This is a genomic window from Pseudahrensia aquimaris, from assembly GCF_042676045.1.
GTDB lineage: Bacteria > Pseudomonadota > Alphaproteobacteria > Rhizobiales > Rhizobiaceae > Pseudahrensia > Pseudahrensia aquimaris.
In genome coordinates, this window is the sequence record NZ_JBHTJV010000002.1 from 14,280 (window position 1) to 31,040 (window position 16,761).

General features: G+C 56.4%; 12 protein-coding genes. 7 read left to right on the plus strand and 5 right to left on the minus strand.

From position 1 onward, the window contains the following. Nucleotides 1–7: 7 nt before the first annotated feature. Nucleotides 8–604, minus strand: coding sequence for a LemA family protein (locus ACFQ14_RS00075; RefSeq protein WP_377210658.1), 597 nt, complete (start codon nt 602–604; stop codon nt 8–10). Between the two features lie 9 nt (nt 605–613). Beyond that, a complete protein-coding gene (locus tag ACFQ14_RS00080) occupies nt 614–1,579 on the minus strand; it encodes a hypothetical protein (RefSeq protein ID WP_377210659.1) in 966 nt (321 codons plus the stop codon). A gap of 136 nt (nt 1,580–1,715) precedes the next feature. Here ACFQ14_RS00080 and ACFQ14_RS00085 point away from each other — a divergent pair, with 136 nt between their 5' ends. Genes ACFQ14_RS00085 through ACFQ14_RS00095 form a run of 3 tightly spaced genes read left to right on the plus strand, consistent with a single transcriptional unit; the run spans nt 1,716 to nt 5,758 of the window. Further along, nucleotides 1,716–3,776: a vWA domain-containing protein gene (locus ACFQ14_RS00085; RefSeq protein ID WP_377210660.1), complete on the plus strand. Its 2,061-nt coding sequence runs from the start codon at nt 1,716–1,718 to the stop codon at nt 3,774–3,776. Further along, on the plus strand, nt 3,773–5,068 hold the full coding sequence (locus ACFQ14_RS00090) for a hypothetical protein (protein WP_377210661.1): 1,296 nt from the start codon (nt 3,773–3,775) through the stop codon (nt 5,066–5,068). Before ACFQ14_RS00085 ends, ACFQ14_RS00090 begins: the two co-directional genes overlap by 4 nt. A 12-nt stretch (nt 5,069–5,080) precedes the next feature. Further along, a complete protein-coding gene (locus ACFQ14_RS00095; protein ID WP_377210662.1) occupies nt 5,081–5,758 on the plus strand; it encodes an SH3 domain-containing protein in 678 nt (225 codons plus the stop codon). Between the two features lie 31 nt (nt 5,759–5,789). Here the strand turns inward: ACFQ14_RS00095 and ACFQ14_RS00100 are convergent, their stop codons facing one another. Then, complete coding sequence (locus ACFQ14_RS00100; RefSeq protein ID WP_377210663.1) at nt 5,790–7,916, minus strand: hypothetical protein; 2,127 nt, start codon at nt 7,914–7,916, stop codon at nt 5,790–5,792. A gap of 157 nt (nt 7,917–8,073) precedes the next feature. On the opposite strand from ACFQ14_RS00100, the gene ACFQ14_RS00105 reads away from it, so the two are divergent. The 4 genes from ACFQ14_RS00105 to ACFQ14_RS00120 all read left to right on the plus strand — a co-directional run bounded on the left by ACFQ14_RS00105 (nt 8,074) and on the right by ACFQ14_RS00120 (nt 13,949). After that, nucleotides 8,074–10,815: a hypothetical protein gene (locus ACFQ14_RS00105; protein WP_377210664.1), complete on the plus strand. Its 2,742-nt coding sequence runs from the start codon at nt 8,074–8,076 to the stop codon at nt 10,813–10,815. Beyond that, on the plus strand, nt 10,800–11,360 hold the full coding sequence (locus ACFQ14_RS00110) for a hypothetical protein (RefSeq protein ID WP_377210665.1): 561 nt from the start codon (nt 10,800–10,802) through the stop codon (nt 11,358–11,360). Before ACFQ14_RS00105 ends, ACFQ14_RS00110 begins: the two co-directional genes overlap by 16 nt. Nucleotides 11,361–11,672: 312 nt before the next feature. Next, on the plus strand, nt 11,673–12,083 hold the full coding sequence (locus ACFQ14_RS00115; RefSeq protein WP_377210666.1) for a universal stress protein: 411 nt from the start codon (nt 11,673–11,675) through the stop codon (nt 12,081–12,083). Nucleotides 12,084–12,200: 117 nt separating this feature from the next. Beyond that, nucleotides 12,201–13,949: a TIGR01244 family sulfur transferase gene (locus ACFQ14_RS00120; RefSeq protein WP_377210667.1), complete on the plus strand. Its 1,749-nt coding sequence runs from the start codon at nt 12,201–12,203 to the stop codon at nt 13,947–13,949. Between the two features lie 9 nt (nt 13,950–13,958). Here the strand turns inward: ACFQ14_RS00120 and ACFQ14_RS00125 are convergent, their stop codons facing one another. Together ACFQ14_RS00125 and ACFQ14_RS00130 are read right to left on the minus strand one after the other, a co-directional pair. Further along, complete coding sequence (locus ACFQ14_RS00125) at nt 13,959–14,804, minus strand: hypothetical protein (protein ID WP_377210668.1); 846 nt, start codon at nt 14,802–14,804, stop codon at nt 13,959–13,961. Nucleotides 14,805–14,839: 35 nt separating this feature from the next. Further along, complete coding sequence (locus ACFQ14_RS00130) at nt 14,840–16,744, minus strand: Lon protease family protein (protein ID WP_377211319.1); 1,905 nt, start codon at nt 16,742–16,744, stop codon at nt 14,840–14,842. Between the last annotated feature and the right edge of the window lie 17 nt (nt 16,745–16,761).

Sequence of the window (16,761 nt, forward strand, 5' to 3'; positions counted from 1 at the left end):
TTCCGATCTAGCGAGAGAGGGTGTCGAATTGCAGCTCGGGCGGCAAAAGGGCGGCGTCGTATTCGAGTTGCTCCATGGCAAACGGCTCCACCGTTGTGATGTTGTGGCGCGAGGCAATCAAGTTGCCGGGAAATGTCACCACGGCCGCGTTCAGCTTCTGCACATTTCCGTTGTAGAGACGGCGGGACGCCGCGATCTGGTCTTCCGTCTCTTCCAATTGCCGTTGCAGCTCTTGCACGTTCCCCGTTGCCGTAATTTCGGAATTGTCTTCGATGTGAACCCGCAAGCCCTGCAGCTTGGCGGAGAGATTGGCCTCAGCGGTTTCAATCAGTTTCGGGTCTTGGCTTGCCAGTGCCTTGTCGGCAGTTTTGCGGGCCTCGACAAGCTGTTCAAATATGCGCGTTTCGTGCCCCATTGCCGCTTTCACCGATGACAGCAGATTGGGCACGAGGTCGTGGCGCCGCTTGAGCTGAACTTCGACGCCCGACCAGCCCTCCTGGACCTTCGTCTGCGACCGCCGCAGCGAATTGTAGAGCACGATATAGACCACGATAATCGGCGAGATCATCATGATCGGGATAATGACGGAGCTTATGACTTCCATGGTTCTGTCCTATTCGGCGTAATGTTTGAAAGAGGTGGCGGCGCTGGCGAAGTCATCGACCATCTCCGCCAAGACGTCGGCAACCGCCTGAGGGTCATCGAGGTTCAACAGGTCGTATCCGGCCATGAAAATCCGGTCGCCGTCGATCAGGAACTGCGCCTTGTAGCGCAGGGCGAGGTCGATCATCGAAGTTTGCGTGGCGGGTGACAGCACCCGCAAAAGGTTGGCCTCGTCGGAGCTGTCATTGCGCAGCTTGATTTTAAAAATGTCGTTGAATTGGGAGGATTCGGTATCGAAATCGTTGCGCGAATCCCACAAGGCTTCGGCCAGCAGATCAGCTTTGACGCCTGTGTTGCGGGCGAGGGGAAAGCCCAAAACCATCGCAATGCCGTGGCCGTGCCCGCCTGTATTTCCCCTTGAATCGGTCTTCAATTCCTCGGCTGCGAGAACCATCACGGTCTTGCTCAACTGCGCACCCATCCAGAACGGCACACCGCTTTTCGTGCGTCCCCGATAGAGCGCTGCGATCTGGACAGGGATCGGCTGGCCGGGCCGCGAAGCCATCAATTGCCCGATTTCACGGTAGGCCCGCTCTACCGCAGGGTCGTAGGCGGCATCGCCATTGCCTTCCTCGCGATCTTCAGCACTTGGCTGTTTTACCAAACGAAATGACCAGTCGTTGTCACGCGCCACGCAAAAATACGTCCAGCGTTCCCATTGCTTGTCTTTGCGCAGCGCCTGCGCGACGAAAACCGCAGCAAACGATGCCAGCACGAGGCCCGAACCAACCAACATTGTTGCGTCGCCGTTCGGTCCAACGAACAGAACCAAGAAGCCTAGAAGCGCCGTGAGAATGCCGATGGACGAAACCCATGGCGGGACGGTAATGCGCGTGCCCGGCTCGCTGACGGTTTGGCGCTCGCTCGGCATTTGGCCGTCGAACGGGTCCCAATCAGAGGCAATGTGTTCGGTCATGATGGAAATTCTCCTTGCCTGCTGCGCCCATCGTGACAGCGCCAAACGCCTCCCGCATCACCCATTTGAATGACGGTGGTGGCCGCAGGTCGCGTCTATAAAAAGACACGATCACATTTCGGGAGGCCCGCTGGTCATGCTCAAACGTTTCACCTTCGCCGCCATGACAGCCAGCTTGGCATTCGCTCCAGTTTCCTTTGCGCAGCAAGCCGATGATGGCCGCAATGTCATGGTGGTGTTCGATGGCTCTGGCTCGATGTGGGGACAGATCGAAGGGCGGGCGAAAATCGAAATCGCGCGCGATGTCCTCTCCAGCGTGCTGAGCGAAACCACCGGCAACATGACCATCGGCATGATTGCCTATGGGCACCGCAAGAAGGGGCAGTGTTCCGATATTGAAACGGTTGTGACGCCGGGACCGGCGGCACGCACGGTGCCGCAGATGATAAACAGCGCCAACGGCATCCAGCCCAAGGGCAAAACCCCGCTCTCCGATGCTGTCCGGATGGCGGCTGAGGGTCTGCGCTACACCGAAAACGAAGCGACCGTTGTCCTCGTGACCGATGGAATCGAGACTTGCGATGCCGACCCGTGTGCGCTGGCAACAGAGCTGGAACGCACCGGCATCAATTTCACCACCCATGTGGTTGGCTTTGGCCTGTCGAAAGATGAAGGCCAGCAGGTCGCCTGTCTGGCAGAAAACACGGGCGGTAAGTTCATTTCCGCAGATGATGCGGGAGCTTTGAAACAAGCGCTGAATGAAACGCTCAGCGATTTTGAGCCGGAAGTGGAGGTCGATCCCGCAACCGTGCCGCGCAACGTGCAATTGACGCTGCGGGACACCGAGCAGGGTAACATGCTGACCATCCGTCACCTCGAAATCACCCCTGATCCGAACAACGCCCAGCCATGGCCGCAAGACTTTCAACTGCGCTACGAAGGCGCTCCATCCAGCGCTGAGGGGCGCTTTGTTCCCGGCGAATACGCTATCACCGTGCGCCGCTCTGGCGAGGGTAGAGCCGCAGGATACACCGCGCCGGTGGTCTTCACCGTTGAACCGGGCGAGGGCATGCAAAGCATCGACATCGCGATGGCGGCACGGCTGAAAGTCAATCCGTTTATCCGCGCCGGAATGCCCTATGATGCAAAATCACCGCCGCCCGGTGGCGTGAAGAGTAAAGGATATCTCGCGCTCGGCCTTTACAAAATTGAAAACGGGACCATTGCCGAAAAGGCGGTCATGACCGAAAACGGTGGCTTCGAGATTGGCGTGCCGCCCGGAAAATACATGCTGCGCGGCACCATGGACCGCACGACAACCCGCGAGCGCGAGATCGAGGTCAAGGCGGGAACGCTGACCGAGATTGATTTCGATATGGAATTGTCTTCGGTGGAGTTGGTGGCCTTGCAGGATGGCCAGCCGACTGACCGCCAGACAACGTATTTCTACGACAAACCCCGTTCAGGCCGCAATTACTGGCGCGGCGGCTATGGTGGCGAAGGCAATCCATTTTACCTTGCTGCCGGGCAATGGGTGGTCAATCTGGGCCGTGAAGGGGGCGGAAAGCGCCGCAGCGAGATTTTGCTCATCGTGCCGGAAACGCCGGGCACATTGAGCCTGCGTGTGCCAGAAGGGCAGGCTCTGTCGCAAGCCGATTTGGCTGTGCTGGCCGACCCCGCCTATCGCGCATGCAAAGGCTATGGCGGCGTGAAGCACAACGGCTGCATCGTGCCGTTTGCCGATCAGCGGAAAGCCGAAGCTCCACAGCCGAAACCTGCCGAAAACACCACACCCGATAGTGACGCGAGCAAAGTCGATATGGCCGCGCTGGAAGGATATTGGGCGCGCATTGGCGACAGCAATCAGGTTGATGGGCAGGCGTTGGCTCAACTGTGTTCATCCGCCCCGCTGGCGCTTCTCGCCGATGGTCGTCTGATTGATCTGCGCCGCAATGCGCAAGGATTTGCCGCAACAGCAAAGCGGACCTGCACATCGAGCGATGCGGGCACCTATCAGTGCGCCGGAGAGGGCAATTCCCTGCCGGTATCCCTGCTGCCGGAACAAGCTGCGCCACAGCTTTGCCTTTCAGGCGCAAACAATTCCAAACTGTGCGCCCGCTTGCAGCGTTGCGATGCCGCCTCATTCCAAGGCCTCGACCAAGCCGCCCGCGATAGTCTGGAGGCGGCAACACGATGATCCGCCGCTCCATACTCGCGTTTTCATTCGCTCTTCTGGCGGCAAATGCGAGCGCACAAGAGCCGGAATTCGGCAGCTTCTATGGTGGCTTCAGCCTCGATATACGGGCCAAACCGCGCGCCGATTTCAGCGTCGACATTGACCACCTCAAGGGCATGAAAACGGGAGAAGCCTTTTTTTCGCTCGATTGGCAGGCGGTCAACGAAGACTGCCCCCGAAGCTTCGACACCACATTCTGCCGCATCCTGAAAGACGCAAGTGATGCGCGGGCGGGTGTCGATTCGCTCGGCGTCACGATTGCCCCAAACGCAGCGTCAATCGCCTTCAAAATCGGCAACCGACGCCAGACCTATGAGCTAACCCTGCGGCGCGAGAACGGACGCCTTCAGGCGACGATCATCGACGTGAAGCGCGGCATTGTGGCCGAAGCGCCCGTTGCCGGGCGGTCGCATCTTTGCGAGCAGACCATGTGCATGGGCAATCGTTTGGACGCCTTGAAAGCCAATCCGAAACAAGCGCGGGGCGTCTATAACGACCCGTCTTTCTTGCGCACCAAAAGCCGTCGAGACGCCCGCCTCACACCAGCGCCTCCACCCCAATCCGTTGACCGCAAGTCGTTTCTCACGGGCGAGTGGGAGGTTATTGGAGAGAATGGCGATACTTTGGGAACGCTCGGAATCGTGGTGCGGGATGGCAAGGTTCTCGGCAATGGCGACTTGATGGAAGCGGCTGTCGCTGGCCGAAAACTGGCTGTGCGTTTGCGCGATGTGAACGTCACACAAGACGGCGCGCATTTGCAGATTACATTTGATGAAGGCGGCAGCGGGGCCAAGCGTGTCGCTCCGCTTCTGGTCACTTTACCTGAAAAACAGGGCGGGCCGATGCGCGGCTCGTTGCGGCAGGGTCAGCGTTTTGAACTCGTGACGCTGCGCTACAAAGCCGATTATCAGGGAGGCCGCCCGCCGCCGCAGGAACCCCGGCCTGTCCCAAGCAAGGTGCCCCAGCCGCTGAAATACATGCCCTACTCCCTTACTGGAGTGCCTGCGGGCAAGCGGCTCACCCTGCGCGAATCGCCATCGGCGACGAGCAGCCGCATAGGTTCGTTGCCAGCCAACACGGTCAATCTCCTCATCAAAAAGTGCGAGCCCGCCCTTGATAAAGATCTTTTCAAAGCCGCCGACTTAGCAGGCAGAAAGGCGCAATTGGCCAGCCGTTGGTGCCAGGTTCACCACGTTCAAACCAACCGCAAAGGCTATGTCAAAGGCCGTTACCTCCAACCAAGTAACTATTGATTGAAAGGCAGCATGATGACCCGCGCTATCAGCTCCATTTTGGCGCTCGCATTGTCTCTCACTGCGGCACACGCCGTGGAATATGAACACAACGGTTCGCTTGTCGACGTTACGGTGACAGAAGACCGCGTGCGGATCACCTATTTGCGCCCCCGTGACGGGCTCAGACGTATTGGCGTGCGTAAAGGAACATTGCTGTTTGAAGGAAAGGTGGAGCCGCTCGACGATGGTGGTCCCTATGTCGAAGGCATGGCGCGGCTCTTCAAAGCCGGATGCCAGCCTGCGCCTTATTATGTCCATGGTGCTTTTCGGCTGGGAAAAGCATTCCAATTGAACGGCGCCGCACCGGTTTTTGCAAAGACTGGCTGCCGAAACGTTGACAACACCTATGAAGGATCGAACGCCAACATGAAATTTGAGAGAGTTGCATCCCGCGATCCAGGGCAAAAACGCGTGACGCAAAATAAAAAGCGTCCCGGCAGTCTGTGCGTCGCCAATATCAGCGCAGGCGGCACGCTCAACGTCCGCAGTGGACCGGGGGCAAACTATGGCCGTGTTGGCACGTTGGAAGCACAAGACTGCAATGTTGCGGGTCTGCGCCAGTGTATCAATGGGTGGTGTGCCGTCATGCAATTGTCTGACGGCACCATTGGTTGGGTTTCACAAGACTATATCCGCTCTGCGCAATAGAGCGGTCGCGATTGCTATCGTGTTCTGACGCTTAGTCGTCCGGCATCGACATGCGGTAGGTGGCAATCAGTTTGCCCGTGGTAATGTCCATCACGTAGGTGGAGCCGACCTCTACGTCCTGCTGCAGCAGCGCGGATGCCGCGTTGGCAGGGGCAAGCACCATGCGCCACGGATCGCGGTTGGCAACGGGTTTGTCCAGCGCCAGCGACATGCGCTCCAGCGCGAAGGCGCGGTTCTCGGCAGTGTTCTCAAAGTTGTCGTAGGCATTGCTCATCTGCGCTGGGATCCTTTCATCAGGGCCATCCGCGTAGCTTGGATCACCCGCTGTTGCGAAAGATGCCGCTATTGCCAATTCGACGCTGGCGCATTCGCGCGATGAAATTATTTCGCCCGGCGTTCCGATCCACCGCATCGCTTCGCGGGTCGCCGCCCATGCGCGCATATGCGCCGTGGCTGACAGGCGGCGTAGGCCATCACAGGCCTCTGGCTTTCCTACAGCTGCGTAGGCGTCACCCACATTGTTGGGTGTGACGTGGATTACGGCCAAAACTTCACGCGTCTGGTCGCGCATGCCGCCGGGTGCTCCCGGTCGGGCATAGATTGCGTAGTCGGGTGAAAAGCCTGTGGCATAGTCCGGCGTGTCGGGATCAGGATTGAAAATGCCCTTCGGTTCCTGCGCAGCCGTAGGCGCAGGGCGCGGCGCGGGCGTTGGCGGAGCAGCAGGAGCGGGTTCGAAGTCAGCGTCCACATCAACCGCAAGAGCAACCAGACGCTGCTGGTTGCTCTCGAACCACTGAACCGCCTGATCCAAGCCGCCATCTTGAGCTTGAGGGTTCAGCCCAGCTTCGATCAGCAGATCGACGGTGCGCTGGCACAATCCATCGTCAAAGCCTGCGCCATCAATTACGCCGCCCACACCGCCGCTGAGGTTTATAACGAGCGAAAGTGCAGCGTCAGCACCGCTTGCGGAAAGATTGGCAAGAAACTCGAAATAGGTGCCGCAACCCGTGCCTGCGGCGGGCGCTGGAGCAATGGGCACATGCGGCGGATTTGGCACGAAGGGCTGGGGGCTGATGGTCAAATAGGCTTGCGCTGCCGCCAGCCCGCCATCGGCTGCGGCGGGGTCCAGCCCCGCCCGCCGCATCGCCTCCAGCGTTGCCGCGCATTGCTGCTCGGTCGGCTGCGAATTGAACGCGATACCGTATTCCACGTAGAAGCCGCGCACCAATTGCACCATCTCGGTGCCGCCCTTCATGTTCAGCAGGCCGGTGACGATCTCCAGTTCCTGACAGGCGCTGGCTTTCAGCGGTGCTGGCACCGGCACGTTGGGAAGAACGGGTTTTTGGGACGGATTGACCAGCGGATTGACCGGCTTGTTGGGCACGGGATTGATGGGGTTGGCAGGATTGACGGGGTTCGCAGGATTTACAGGCGTGACGGGATTAACAGGAGTGACGGGATTGACAGGAGTGACGTTCGCCATTTCAGCGGCCTTGCCCGTGTGCAGGTAGGTACGCATGCTCCATGCCACCGTGCCGGATACCACTAGCGCGCCTTCTAGAACAAACAGCTGATTGCCGCTCAACAACATTTCCTGCGTGGAGCCGTCGGCAAACGCAGCGGAGAAAACGTTTGGGTTGCCGTTTAGCGCGGTGGGCAGTGGAATGTCGCTTTGCGTCAAAACAATCTTGCCATCGAAACGTGCCATCAGCGCATCATAGCCGCCGCTTAGAGGCGTAATCTTTGTGCCAAGCGTTGATGACGCGAAACCATTGCCGTCCGCTTCAATCTTGATGATGGAGCCGCCGTTTGCAGCACTGGTTCGTGCGTTTGAATTGACGAAACGCGTGATTTCGGTCGCCGTCCACTCTCCGACCAGCCCCTCTCCGTCCACGGGCACGACAGCGTTTGCGCCTGCATTGTTTGCATTGCCTAATTGATTGACCAGACGGTTGCCGTTTATCTGGGGCGTTTTCACTTCCGGGCGAAAGTTCGGGTCTACGGAGAGAGGGCTGCTGGAGTTGCTGGACGGTTGATTTGCGGGAACGGCCAGAGGCTTGGTGGGCACTTTCAACTGTGCCATCGTGGACCCGCTGGCGAGTGCGATTGCGGTGACGGCGAGAATACTGGCGGCGGCTTGAAGTTTCGGGGCGCGCATGGGGCTCTCCTGCAAGGGGCGCTGCCAAAGGCGGCAGCCGATTGCCACAAATGTGCTTCAGGTTAGCATTATGGCGCGTCACCCATTTGAGTGACGCGCCGCTTTTGCGGAGCGAATACCGTTGGGCAAATTCCTCATCCGTTAACCGGAGACGACCATGCCCCATGCCCAGCTTGCACGAACTTTCGCCCAGCCATTGCTTTCGCTTTGCCGCACATTATGTGCATTGGCGCTGGCGCTTTTGGCTTTGTTAAGCGCGTCAACGGCGCAAGCTCAAATCACCGCGCCGGGTGTTCTGTACTACAACAGTTTTTTGCCCGGACGATATGATCTCAACATCATGTTTGATCCCCGCGGTCAGCAGCCGAGACTGTTTTTCAGATATGGTGTCAACGCACCTGTTGACTGCCTGCGCCCCCTTACCAAAGCGAGGGGAGAGGCTTGGGAGCATGTGTGTAAGTTCGCCTTGGAAAACGGCGGCTATCTGGATGCGGACGCTTTTGTTATCCGCACCGGCAACAACCCGCCGCTCTATTCCGGCATTTTGAAAGCGCGGGACGGAACGGAAATTGCCCGCATCCACCTCAGCCAGAACCAGCAGGCTCGTCTGACCATCAACCTGATGGAAAACAGCAATTTGGGCGGTGATCCGCGTGTTCTGACCAATCCGGGAACGGTTTCTATCGGCATCCCTTATGATAGTCAGCCCATAGGGTCGGCGGATTTTTTCATCGACGAGCAGCGCTACAATCTTGAGACTGACAAAGCTTCCTTTTTCTTCCAGCGCAAGCCTCGTTCCGACATTTCATCGCGGGGACAGATGGAATACGATTTTGGTGCCCGCATGCTGCCCGATGCCGAATGCCCGGGTCCGGGTGAGGTCTGGCAGCAAATCTGTGAGGCCGCTAAGGCGAGCGAAAACGGCGAGGTTATGTTTAAAGGCTTTGCAGCACTGACACCAAGCGGCCTGCCGTTTACCAGCGCCTTGCGCCGCCTTGTATCCGACCCGACCATAAGGCGTGTGGGCATCCAGAAAGACAGCCCGGTCTTGAAGGTTGCACCCGGCTGGCCCGGCCCCGAGGGTTTCGACACCTTCGCCCGCGACTTTAAGGTAGGTGTCAATCCGAACAACATTTTCGTGGGCCAATTGGCTGGCTTCTGGCAGGACCAATCGTCCGCCTTTCCTAAGCTACAATATAAATTCACACCCATCGACCGCACCCGTGTCGGCGTGGAAGTGCGGGCATTTTACAAATCCAATTGCGGGCCCGGCGCGGGTCTTTTGCAAGCCATGTGCGAAACGCTCGACAAGGGCGGTCCGGCTTATGGCAAGGGTGAACTTATCGGAGCAGGCGATGGCAGTGGCTCTTTCCGTGGAGCCATCACGTTTCAAAATGCTGAAGGCGAGAGCCAAAGTCTCAATCATACACTTGAACTGACGCTGGAAGGCGAGGGCGCGGCTACCGTCAAGCTCGATGCCAACGGCAGCGGCGCGTCCGTCGCTATCCGTCCAATCGACAACTGGGATGAACTCGATTTCGAGCCATCGACCGCGCCCTATCTCGCATCGATTGCGGGGCCCTGGGTTTCTAAAAGCGCATCCACCTCGGTTGTCTATGAAATGGACATCACAAAAATTGACGATGAGACGTTCAAGGTGGTCATGCAGGGCTTCAAACTGGACGGAGATTACCGACCAGCCAACGATACATTTGGCCGTCTTGAAGAAAAAATGGACAAGGATGACGAAAGCCTGCGCACCGAGTTCACCGTTAAGGCCGATAGTGAGGCGTGGACAGGACAGATGACTTGGCCCGATGTGTTTGGACCCTACGATGCGGCGCTTTCAATGTTTCCGCGCGGCGGTCGCTTGTTGCTGAGGTTGGGTAACAAAGACAGTACGGATATCGATAAAGGCCAGGTTTTCTCCTTCCGCGAAGGGCCGATGACCGATCTTTCCGATAAGCCAACGCCGCCCGCGCCTGCGCCTTCTCGGAACGATGTGGCGCAAGCCTGCGCGCGCGTCGAAGCCTTTGTGCCGCAAGGGGCGCGGTACACCACGCTGCGCCATATTCTCAAAGCCGTCGGCGCGAACCCAACCGATGACGGCAAGGTCAACGACTGCGCCAGTGCCACAGCGCTGATGGATTCGCTGGGTCTTGCGGCATCAGGCACCGTACCATGGTCGGAGGATGATGCGGGAACGCTTCTGGATCAGCTTGCCAAGACCGTCGGCGGCGGCACGATCACGCTCAAAGGGGCAGACGATTCCGGCACGCTGAACGTTGAAAACTATGCCGGATGCGCCGCCGACACGGACAGCGCGGTTTGCGCCGCCTTGGTCAAGTCTGCCGGACAGTCGGTTCAGGTCAGCGGCGTCATCGCAGCGGGCGCAAAGGGCTACGGCCTCATCCAACTGGACGGCCAACCCCATATGGCGATGATTGATGGCTCGGCTGATCCGAAAGTGTTTTCCATCATTCGCCAAGTCAGCGTTCTGTCATCAGCGCTGGGCGCGAAACCCGCGCAGCAGCCGCATTCGGCAGCTATGTGTAAGGGTGTGGAAGCGATTGTGGTTCCTAAACCGACATTTGCGGATGGAACGCCTTTGGCGGCTTGCTCTGTCCAAGAGGGTTGCCTGGACGAGGACAACATAAATGCCAAAACGATGTTGCAAAGCGCGTGCAATGTTTTCGCATCCGGCAACAAGGTCGGTGGGCCGAATTGCATGAGCCGTGGCGCAGTTGCGGGCAATAGCCATCAGTTTAGAAGCAACCAAGATGCATTGATGATGTATCTTCAGGAACCTGGCGGAACGCTGCCCAGCAAAAGCGCCGACTATGGAGTCCCATGCACAAACTGCGAAATCGTGGAGGAATTGAAATGCGCAAAACAGTAATATCAGTCGGGTTTATTGCGCTTTCCGCGTCCGGAAGTTTGGCTGAGGAGCCAATCACCACGCCAGCCGACGCGGTCTTTCCGCTGACGGGAATTTATTCGCTGGTGCCTGATACCGCCATCGACCCGAACATGTCGGAAGAAGTGGCCACGGCCATGTTGCAGGCAAATTGCACATCGCCTGTCGTCTTTGCTGATAACGGCATGGGCATGACCTTCATTACTGTGAAACGAAAGTCCGGGCGGATAGCGTCCATGCAGCGGCTACAGCAATGCAGCATTGACGGGGATATTATGTCCTGCCGTCAGGCCCGCAAGAGCGGCGGCGAATGGTCGGTTCCCGATGATGCAACCGTGCGCATGTGGCGGCTTGGCAAAACCGAAGACAACCGTGATCTGCTGTGCGGTCCCGGCGAGGGCACAGCACCGCCGGCAGGCGCAGCCTGCTTTTCGCTCAATCTATGCTCCGCTGAAATTGGCGAAATCACGGTTGCCCGAACCAAAGGCGCAACGCTCAACCAAGTGCGCGACGACCCGCCGTTCTAGTCCGCTTCACTGTGCAAGTAACCAATCCAGCTTATTGTGCCGAAGATCAGTTTGTGGTGGGCCGAAAGCGGTTGTTCAGGTGCTGCGGATTTTGGAGTGAAAGCGGACGTCAGGCTTGAGGCAGATTTGGCTGCTGGGTCGCTATTTCCGCGATCAATAGCGGCTAAATCGGTTCTGATTCTGGAAGGCTTATGCCATCGCCTATGCAGCCATGAAAAACCATTCACCTCCATCGAGTGAAAATTGATCTCGCTCAACTGCCTCGCGAATTGAGCCGCCTATTGTGGGATAAATTCACAACGGGAGCCCGTCATGTTCCGCAATATTGTTGTTCCAATTGATCTATCTCATCCGGAATGGGCGCAAGGAGCGCTCGCACATGTCGAGGGTTTTGGTGATGACAAAGTCACCATTACGATTTTGCATGTCATGGAGCCCGTTCCGTCTTACGTCGCATCGCAATTGCCGGAAGACCTGCTGACGGCAAACCGTGCACGTGCTTTGAAGCAGGTAGAACAGTTTGCCAGCGACGCTGGCTCTAACGTTCAAGCGAAGGTTCTCATAGGTCATCCGGCTTCGTCTATCTTGGAATTTGCTGAGAAACAAAACACAGATCTGATCATAATCGGGTCGCATCGTCCGGGGCTGAAGGACTATTTTCTTGGCTCCACGGCCTCTCGCGTGGTGCGCCATGCGAAGTGTTCGGTGTTGGTTTCGCGATAAAAGCTAGATGATCCGCTTTTGCAGTTACAAGCGAGGCGGCGTGTATGGCGATCTGTTTTATCCCGCCAAAACTTATCATTCCAGCCGTGTGCAATTCAGTTGATCAGGAGTTTTGATATGCCAGGCATTGGTCTCACGCCGTTTCTTTTTGTCTCTCCTCAATTGGGTCTCGATGATGTGGATGAGGCCCATGAAGAGGGCATCGTCGCTATCATCAACAATCGACCCGATGGCGAAAAAGAGGGGCAGCCGACTTCACTGGAAATTGAGAAACGGGCGACGGAGCTCGGCGTCGCCTATCGTCATATTCCGGTGGTCGCAGGCAAGATGACGACAGAGAAGATTGAGGCCTTTCGATCTGCCTTGAAGGAGCTTCCCCAACCCATCCTTGCATTTTGCGCCACGGGAACTCGCTCAACAACACTGTGGGCATTGGCCGAGGCGCCGCAAAGCGATGCGGATGCGATCATTTCCCTTGCGCGCGAGGCCGGATACAATTTGTCAAACTTGCGACCGACACTGGTGGAAAGCAACTTGACCCATAGCGCTGCGAAGGGGCGAAGCGAGCACACTGATGCACCGCTTGATCTAGGCCATCCGACCACGCGCGATGTGGTGATCGTTGGGGGCGGGGCTGGTGGAATTGCTGTGGCATCGAGCCTTTTGGCCAGGGAGCCATCGCTGGCCATCACGCTCATTGAGCCGCGTTCAGAGCACTATTATCAACCCGGCTGGACTATGGTTGGCGGCGGCGTTTTTGACAACAATCTCACCATCCGTGATGAGATCAGGCTTATTCCAGCCGGCGTGCGGTGGATCCGGGCATCGGCCGCTGGTTTTGAACCTCAGAACAATGCTGTGATCTTAGAAGATGGCGAAAAAGTTCTCTACAAGACACTGATCGTGGCGGCTGGGCTCAAGCTGGACTGGAAGGCAATTCCGGGCCTGAGCGAGACGCTGGGCAGGAACGGCGTCACGTCAAATTACGAACCAGGTCTTGCGACCTACACGTGGGAGTTGGTTCAAAGGTTGAAGAAGGGCGTTGCGCTTTTCACGCAGCCGCCCATGCCAATCAAATGCGCTGGTGCGCCTCAGAAGGCGATGTATCTGTCTTGTGATTATTGGCGTCGAAGTGGTTGTCTCAATCACATCAACGTCGAGTTCAATACCGCCGGAAACGTTCTGTTTGGCATCCCTGAATACGTTCCTGCGCTGGACGCTTACATCGACAAATACGGGATTGAACTGGGCCTCGGCCAAAATCTTGTGGCGATTGACGGTCCTGGTAAGACTGCAACATTTGAGATGGTTTTCGATGATGGAACGAGCATAACCGAAGATCGGCATTTCGACATGATCCATGTTTGTCCGCCGCAAACGGCGCCAGACTTTGTACGTTCGAGTCCTTTGTCTAACGAAGCCGGCTGGGTTGAAGTCGATCCCGACACGCTCCAGCACGTGCGATATGACAATGTCTATGCGCTGGGAGATGTTTGTTCAGCGCCAAATGCCAAGACGGCAGCAGCGGTGCGAACCCAAGCGCCAATCGTTGCAACCAACATCCTCAACGCCATCCATCACTCCCCTGAACGCGCTCTGTATTCCGGCTACGGTTCATGTCCGCTCACGGTTGAGAAGGGCAAAATCGTGCTGGCCGAATTTGGATATGGTGGCAAGATCATGCCAACGCTCCCCTTCATTGACGGCACGAAGCCTTCTCGTATCGCCTGGTTGCTGAAAGAGAAAATGCTGCCTTGGGTCTATTGGAACCTGATGCTGAAAGGTCGTGAATGGTTGGTGAAATATGAAACAAGCGAAACCCATCGAACGGCACGTCCGGTCGCTTTGCTCGATAAGCGGAAATGATTAGCGCGACTACACTGGATCTGGTCTGCCGTCTTCTTCCGATTTGATGCTTTCGTCCCCGATCATTAGAAGGGCGGACTTTGTTGCCAGAAGCAACTGAAGTGCCTTCTCGCTATTCTTCCCAAATTGGCCGCTTGATGAGGCAATCACCAGTGAAGCGTCCGCTGCCGCGACTGAACGCTTCAGCAATTCCCGGTCAGACTGGCGAATATTTGTGATGTCGAAAACTAGGTCGTCTCCAAAATATGATCTGAGACTTTGCAGAGTCGGCATATTGTTCGAGTTGCCAATGGTGATTGCGAGAATCGGAACGTTGATGTTCTGCGCAACCTTCGCAGCATGAGCGACAAGAATTTCATGATTGATACCTTCTTCCAAAACCACAATGACGGGGCCCGCAAGTCCTTTACGATGCTCTGTTGGCCCGATCAGAACTGATTGCGTTAAGGTTTGAACGCTCCTCACTTGATCCAATAAAGCGCGGTATGCGCCAGGTGCTGATGGTCGCGGAAGTGCAATGCAGCTGACTTGTGGTTCTGCTGTGAGAATTCCTAAGACGCTTCCGCGTCGCACGCTAAACGGCAGAGGTTCCTTCGCAGCCAGTGCCAGTTCGCTCAAAGACTGTTGGCAGGCATTGGATTCTCGCCGGAACGCAACTTGCATGTCTTGCGGTGTGATCGACGTAGGGGGCGAACCGCCCATTCGTTGGACCACTGCGAACGGATATTCGGCCAGATCAAAAACCTGCTCCTCCTCGATGAAGATGGCACTGAAGTCGAAATCCATAATTGTTGCGATTTCGGCGCTTGAAAAAATTGTGGCCTTGTTGCGCGCGGTGGCAAACAGGCTGACCACAATTCGGTTTCTGATTTTCGTGGGTGAGGCGCGCTTCATGAGGCTTGTTCTTCCTCGCCCCGTTGCTGCTTCCTTTGCAGGTCGCTGAAGTGCCTGAGTTTAGCCTCTATGCGAAAATTGATAGTGTTTGTTGGAAAGGCTCCATCCTTGTCTCGTTCTCCCACATCTTCGCCAGTCAGCAGAGCAATAGCATCGGAAACAGACTCCATCGGATAAATGCCGAAGCTGCCTGCTTTAGCGGCATCAACAACTTCCTGTTTGAGCATGAGATGCTTTACATTCGCAGCGGGGATCAGAACGCCTTGTTCACCGGTCAGGCCACGAGCCGCACAAATATCGAAAAAACCTTCGATCTTTTCATTGACGCCACCAATGGCTTGAACGACTCCCAATTGGTTCACGGATCCAGTCACCGCAAAACTTTGCTTGATGGGCGTTTCAGATAGCGCAGAAAGCAAAGCACAAAGTTCCGCGCATGATGCGCTATCGCCATCCACACCACCATAGGATTGCTCAAACACCAGCGATGCCCAAAGTGATAGCGGAACATCCTTGGCAAATTGTGCTGCCAGATAGCCGGATAGAATTAAAACACCTTTGGAATGTAGCGGTCCGCCAAGCTTGGCCTCACGTTCAATATCAATGACTTTCCCGGCACCGCTTCGCACTCTTGCCGTAATGCGCGATGGTTGACCGAACGCGAACTTCCCAATTGTGAGAACCGATAAGGCATTGATCTGCCCAATTTCCGAACCGTCGGTCGTTATCAAGCGAGTGCCGCGCTCAATTGCTTCCTGGCTTAACTCTTGAACGCGACTTGAGCGGCGAAGCTGTTCATCCAAGGTGTGTTGAATGTTGCTTGCTGCGATGGTCTGTCTTCCATCAATGCCTGCCCAGTGATTTGCTTCCTGAAGAAGTGTTGTGATGAGGCCAACCCGTAGCGAGAGCTTTTGTGAATCCTCCGCTAGACGTGCAGTTTGCTCAATAACGGTAGCCACCGCATCTGCGTTCAGTGGCCTTAGCTTGTGCGCTTGCGCGATGGTGGCGATCAAGCGGGCATAAAGCTCAACATTGTCGTCGGTGCGCTGCAACTGATCGTCAAAATCAACCTCGATCTTAAAAAGATCACCGAATTCAGGATCTAGATCGCAAAGCAAATAGTAGACGATCCGCTCGCCGATCAGGATGACTTTTACATCCAATGGTATCGGTTCCGGTTCCAGCGACACGGTGCTGGTGAAACCCATCTCATCAACGGCAGAGACGATCTTGATCTCTTTTGCCCTCAGCGCTCGCTTCAGGGCTTCCCATGCAAAGGGCTCGCTCAAAATTTTTCGAACATCAAGGACCAAGTAGCCGCCATTGGCACGATGCAGTGCACCGGCCCTGATCATGGTGAAGTCAGTGACCAGCGCCCCAAACTGAGAGAGGTGTTCAACCCGTCCAATCAATTTGGCAAGCGTCGGATGATCCTCAAAAATGAGAGGTGAACCCTTGGTATCCCCATCGCTATCGTTCGCAACGACTACATTTACGCGGTAGCGATTGTACTTGGGATTGTGCTTTTGCGTGATGAGGTTCTTAGGAAAGATATCCCCTTCAGGCGGGGCGTCATCGGAAAGAAACAACTCCGTGTTGTCGATCAAGTCATATCGAACAACGGCCAATCGCTTTTCGATCACTTCAATGCCCTGAAACTGTTTGCCAATCGCTTGGATTGAAGTGTCGACGACGGCGGCAGTCATCTCTGCATTGAGTTGCCGCAATGCGTCGCGGTGCGCTTTTTGAAGCAATGGCAGTTGTTCTAGAACCGCCGTAAGCTCGCTTTGCAAGACTGCGATTTTTTCCTCTATTGCGACTCGCTCTTCTTTTGGAAGTTGATTGTAGACGTCGGGTTTAATGACCTCGCTATTGCTCGTCGGTGCCAGCCCAAAACCCATGGGTGTGTGAAGAATGG

Coding starts and splice junctions, on each gene's coding strand:
- ACFQ14_RS00075 (WP_377210658.1), bottom strand. CDS start 604: ATGGAAGTCATAAGCTCCGTCATTATCCCGATCATGATGATCTCGCCG.
- ACFQ14_RS00080 (WP_377210659.1), bottom strand. CDS start 1,579: ATGACCGAACACATTGCCTCTGATTGGGACCCGTTCGACGGCCAAATG.
- ACFQ14_RS00085 (WP_377210660.1), top strand. CDS start 1,716: ATGCTCAAACGTTTCACCTTCGCCGCCATGACAGCCAGCTTGGCATTC.
- ACFQ14_RS00090 (WP_377210661.1), top strand. CDS start 3,773: ATGATCCGCCGCTCCATACTCGCGTTTTCATTCGCTCTTCTGGCGGCA.
- ACFQ14_RS00095 (WP_377210662.1), top strand. CDS start 5,081: ATGATGACCCGCGCTATCAGCTCCATTTTGGCGCTCGCATTGTCTCTC.
- ACFQ14_RS00100 (WP_377210663.1), bottom strand. CDS start 7,916: ATGCGCGCCCCGAAACTTCAAGCCGCCGCCAGTATTCTCGCCGTCACC.
- ACFQ14_RS00105 (WP_377210664.1), top strand. CDS start 8,074: ATGCCCCATGCCCAGCTTGCACGAACTTTCGCCCAGCCATTGCTTTCG.
- ACFQ14_RS00110 (WP_377210665.1), top strand. CDS start 10,800: ATGCGCAAAACAGTAATATCAGTCGGGTTTATTGCGCTTTCCGCGTCC.
- ACFQ14_RS00115 (WP_377210666.1), top strand. CDS start 11,673: ATGTTCCGCAATATTGTTGTTCCAATTGATCTATCTCATCCGGAATGG.
- ACFQ14_RS00120 (WP_377210667.1), top strand. CDS start 12,201: ATGCCAGGCATTGGTCTCACGCCGTTTCTTTTTGTCTCTCCTCAATTG.
- ACFQ14_RS00130 (WP_377211319.1), bottom strand. CDS start 16,744: ATGGGTTTTGGGCTGGCACCGACGAGCAATAGCGAGGTCATTAAACCC.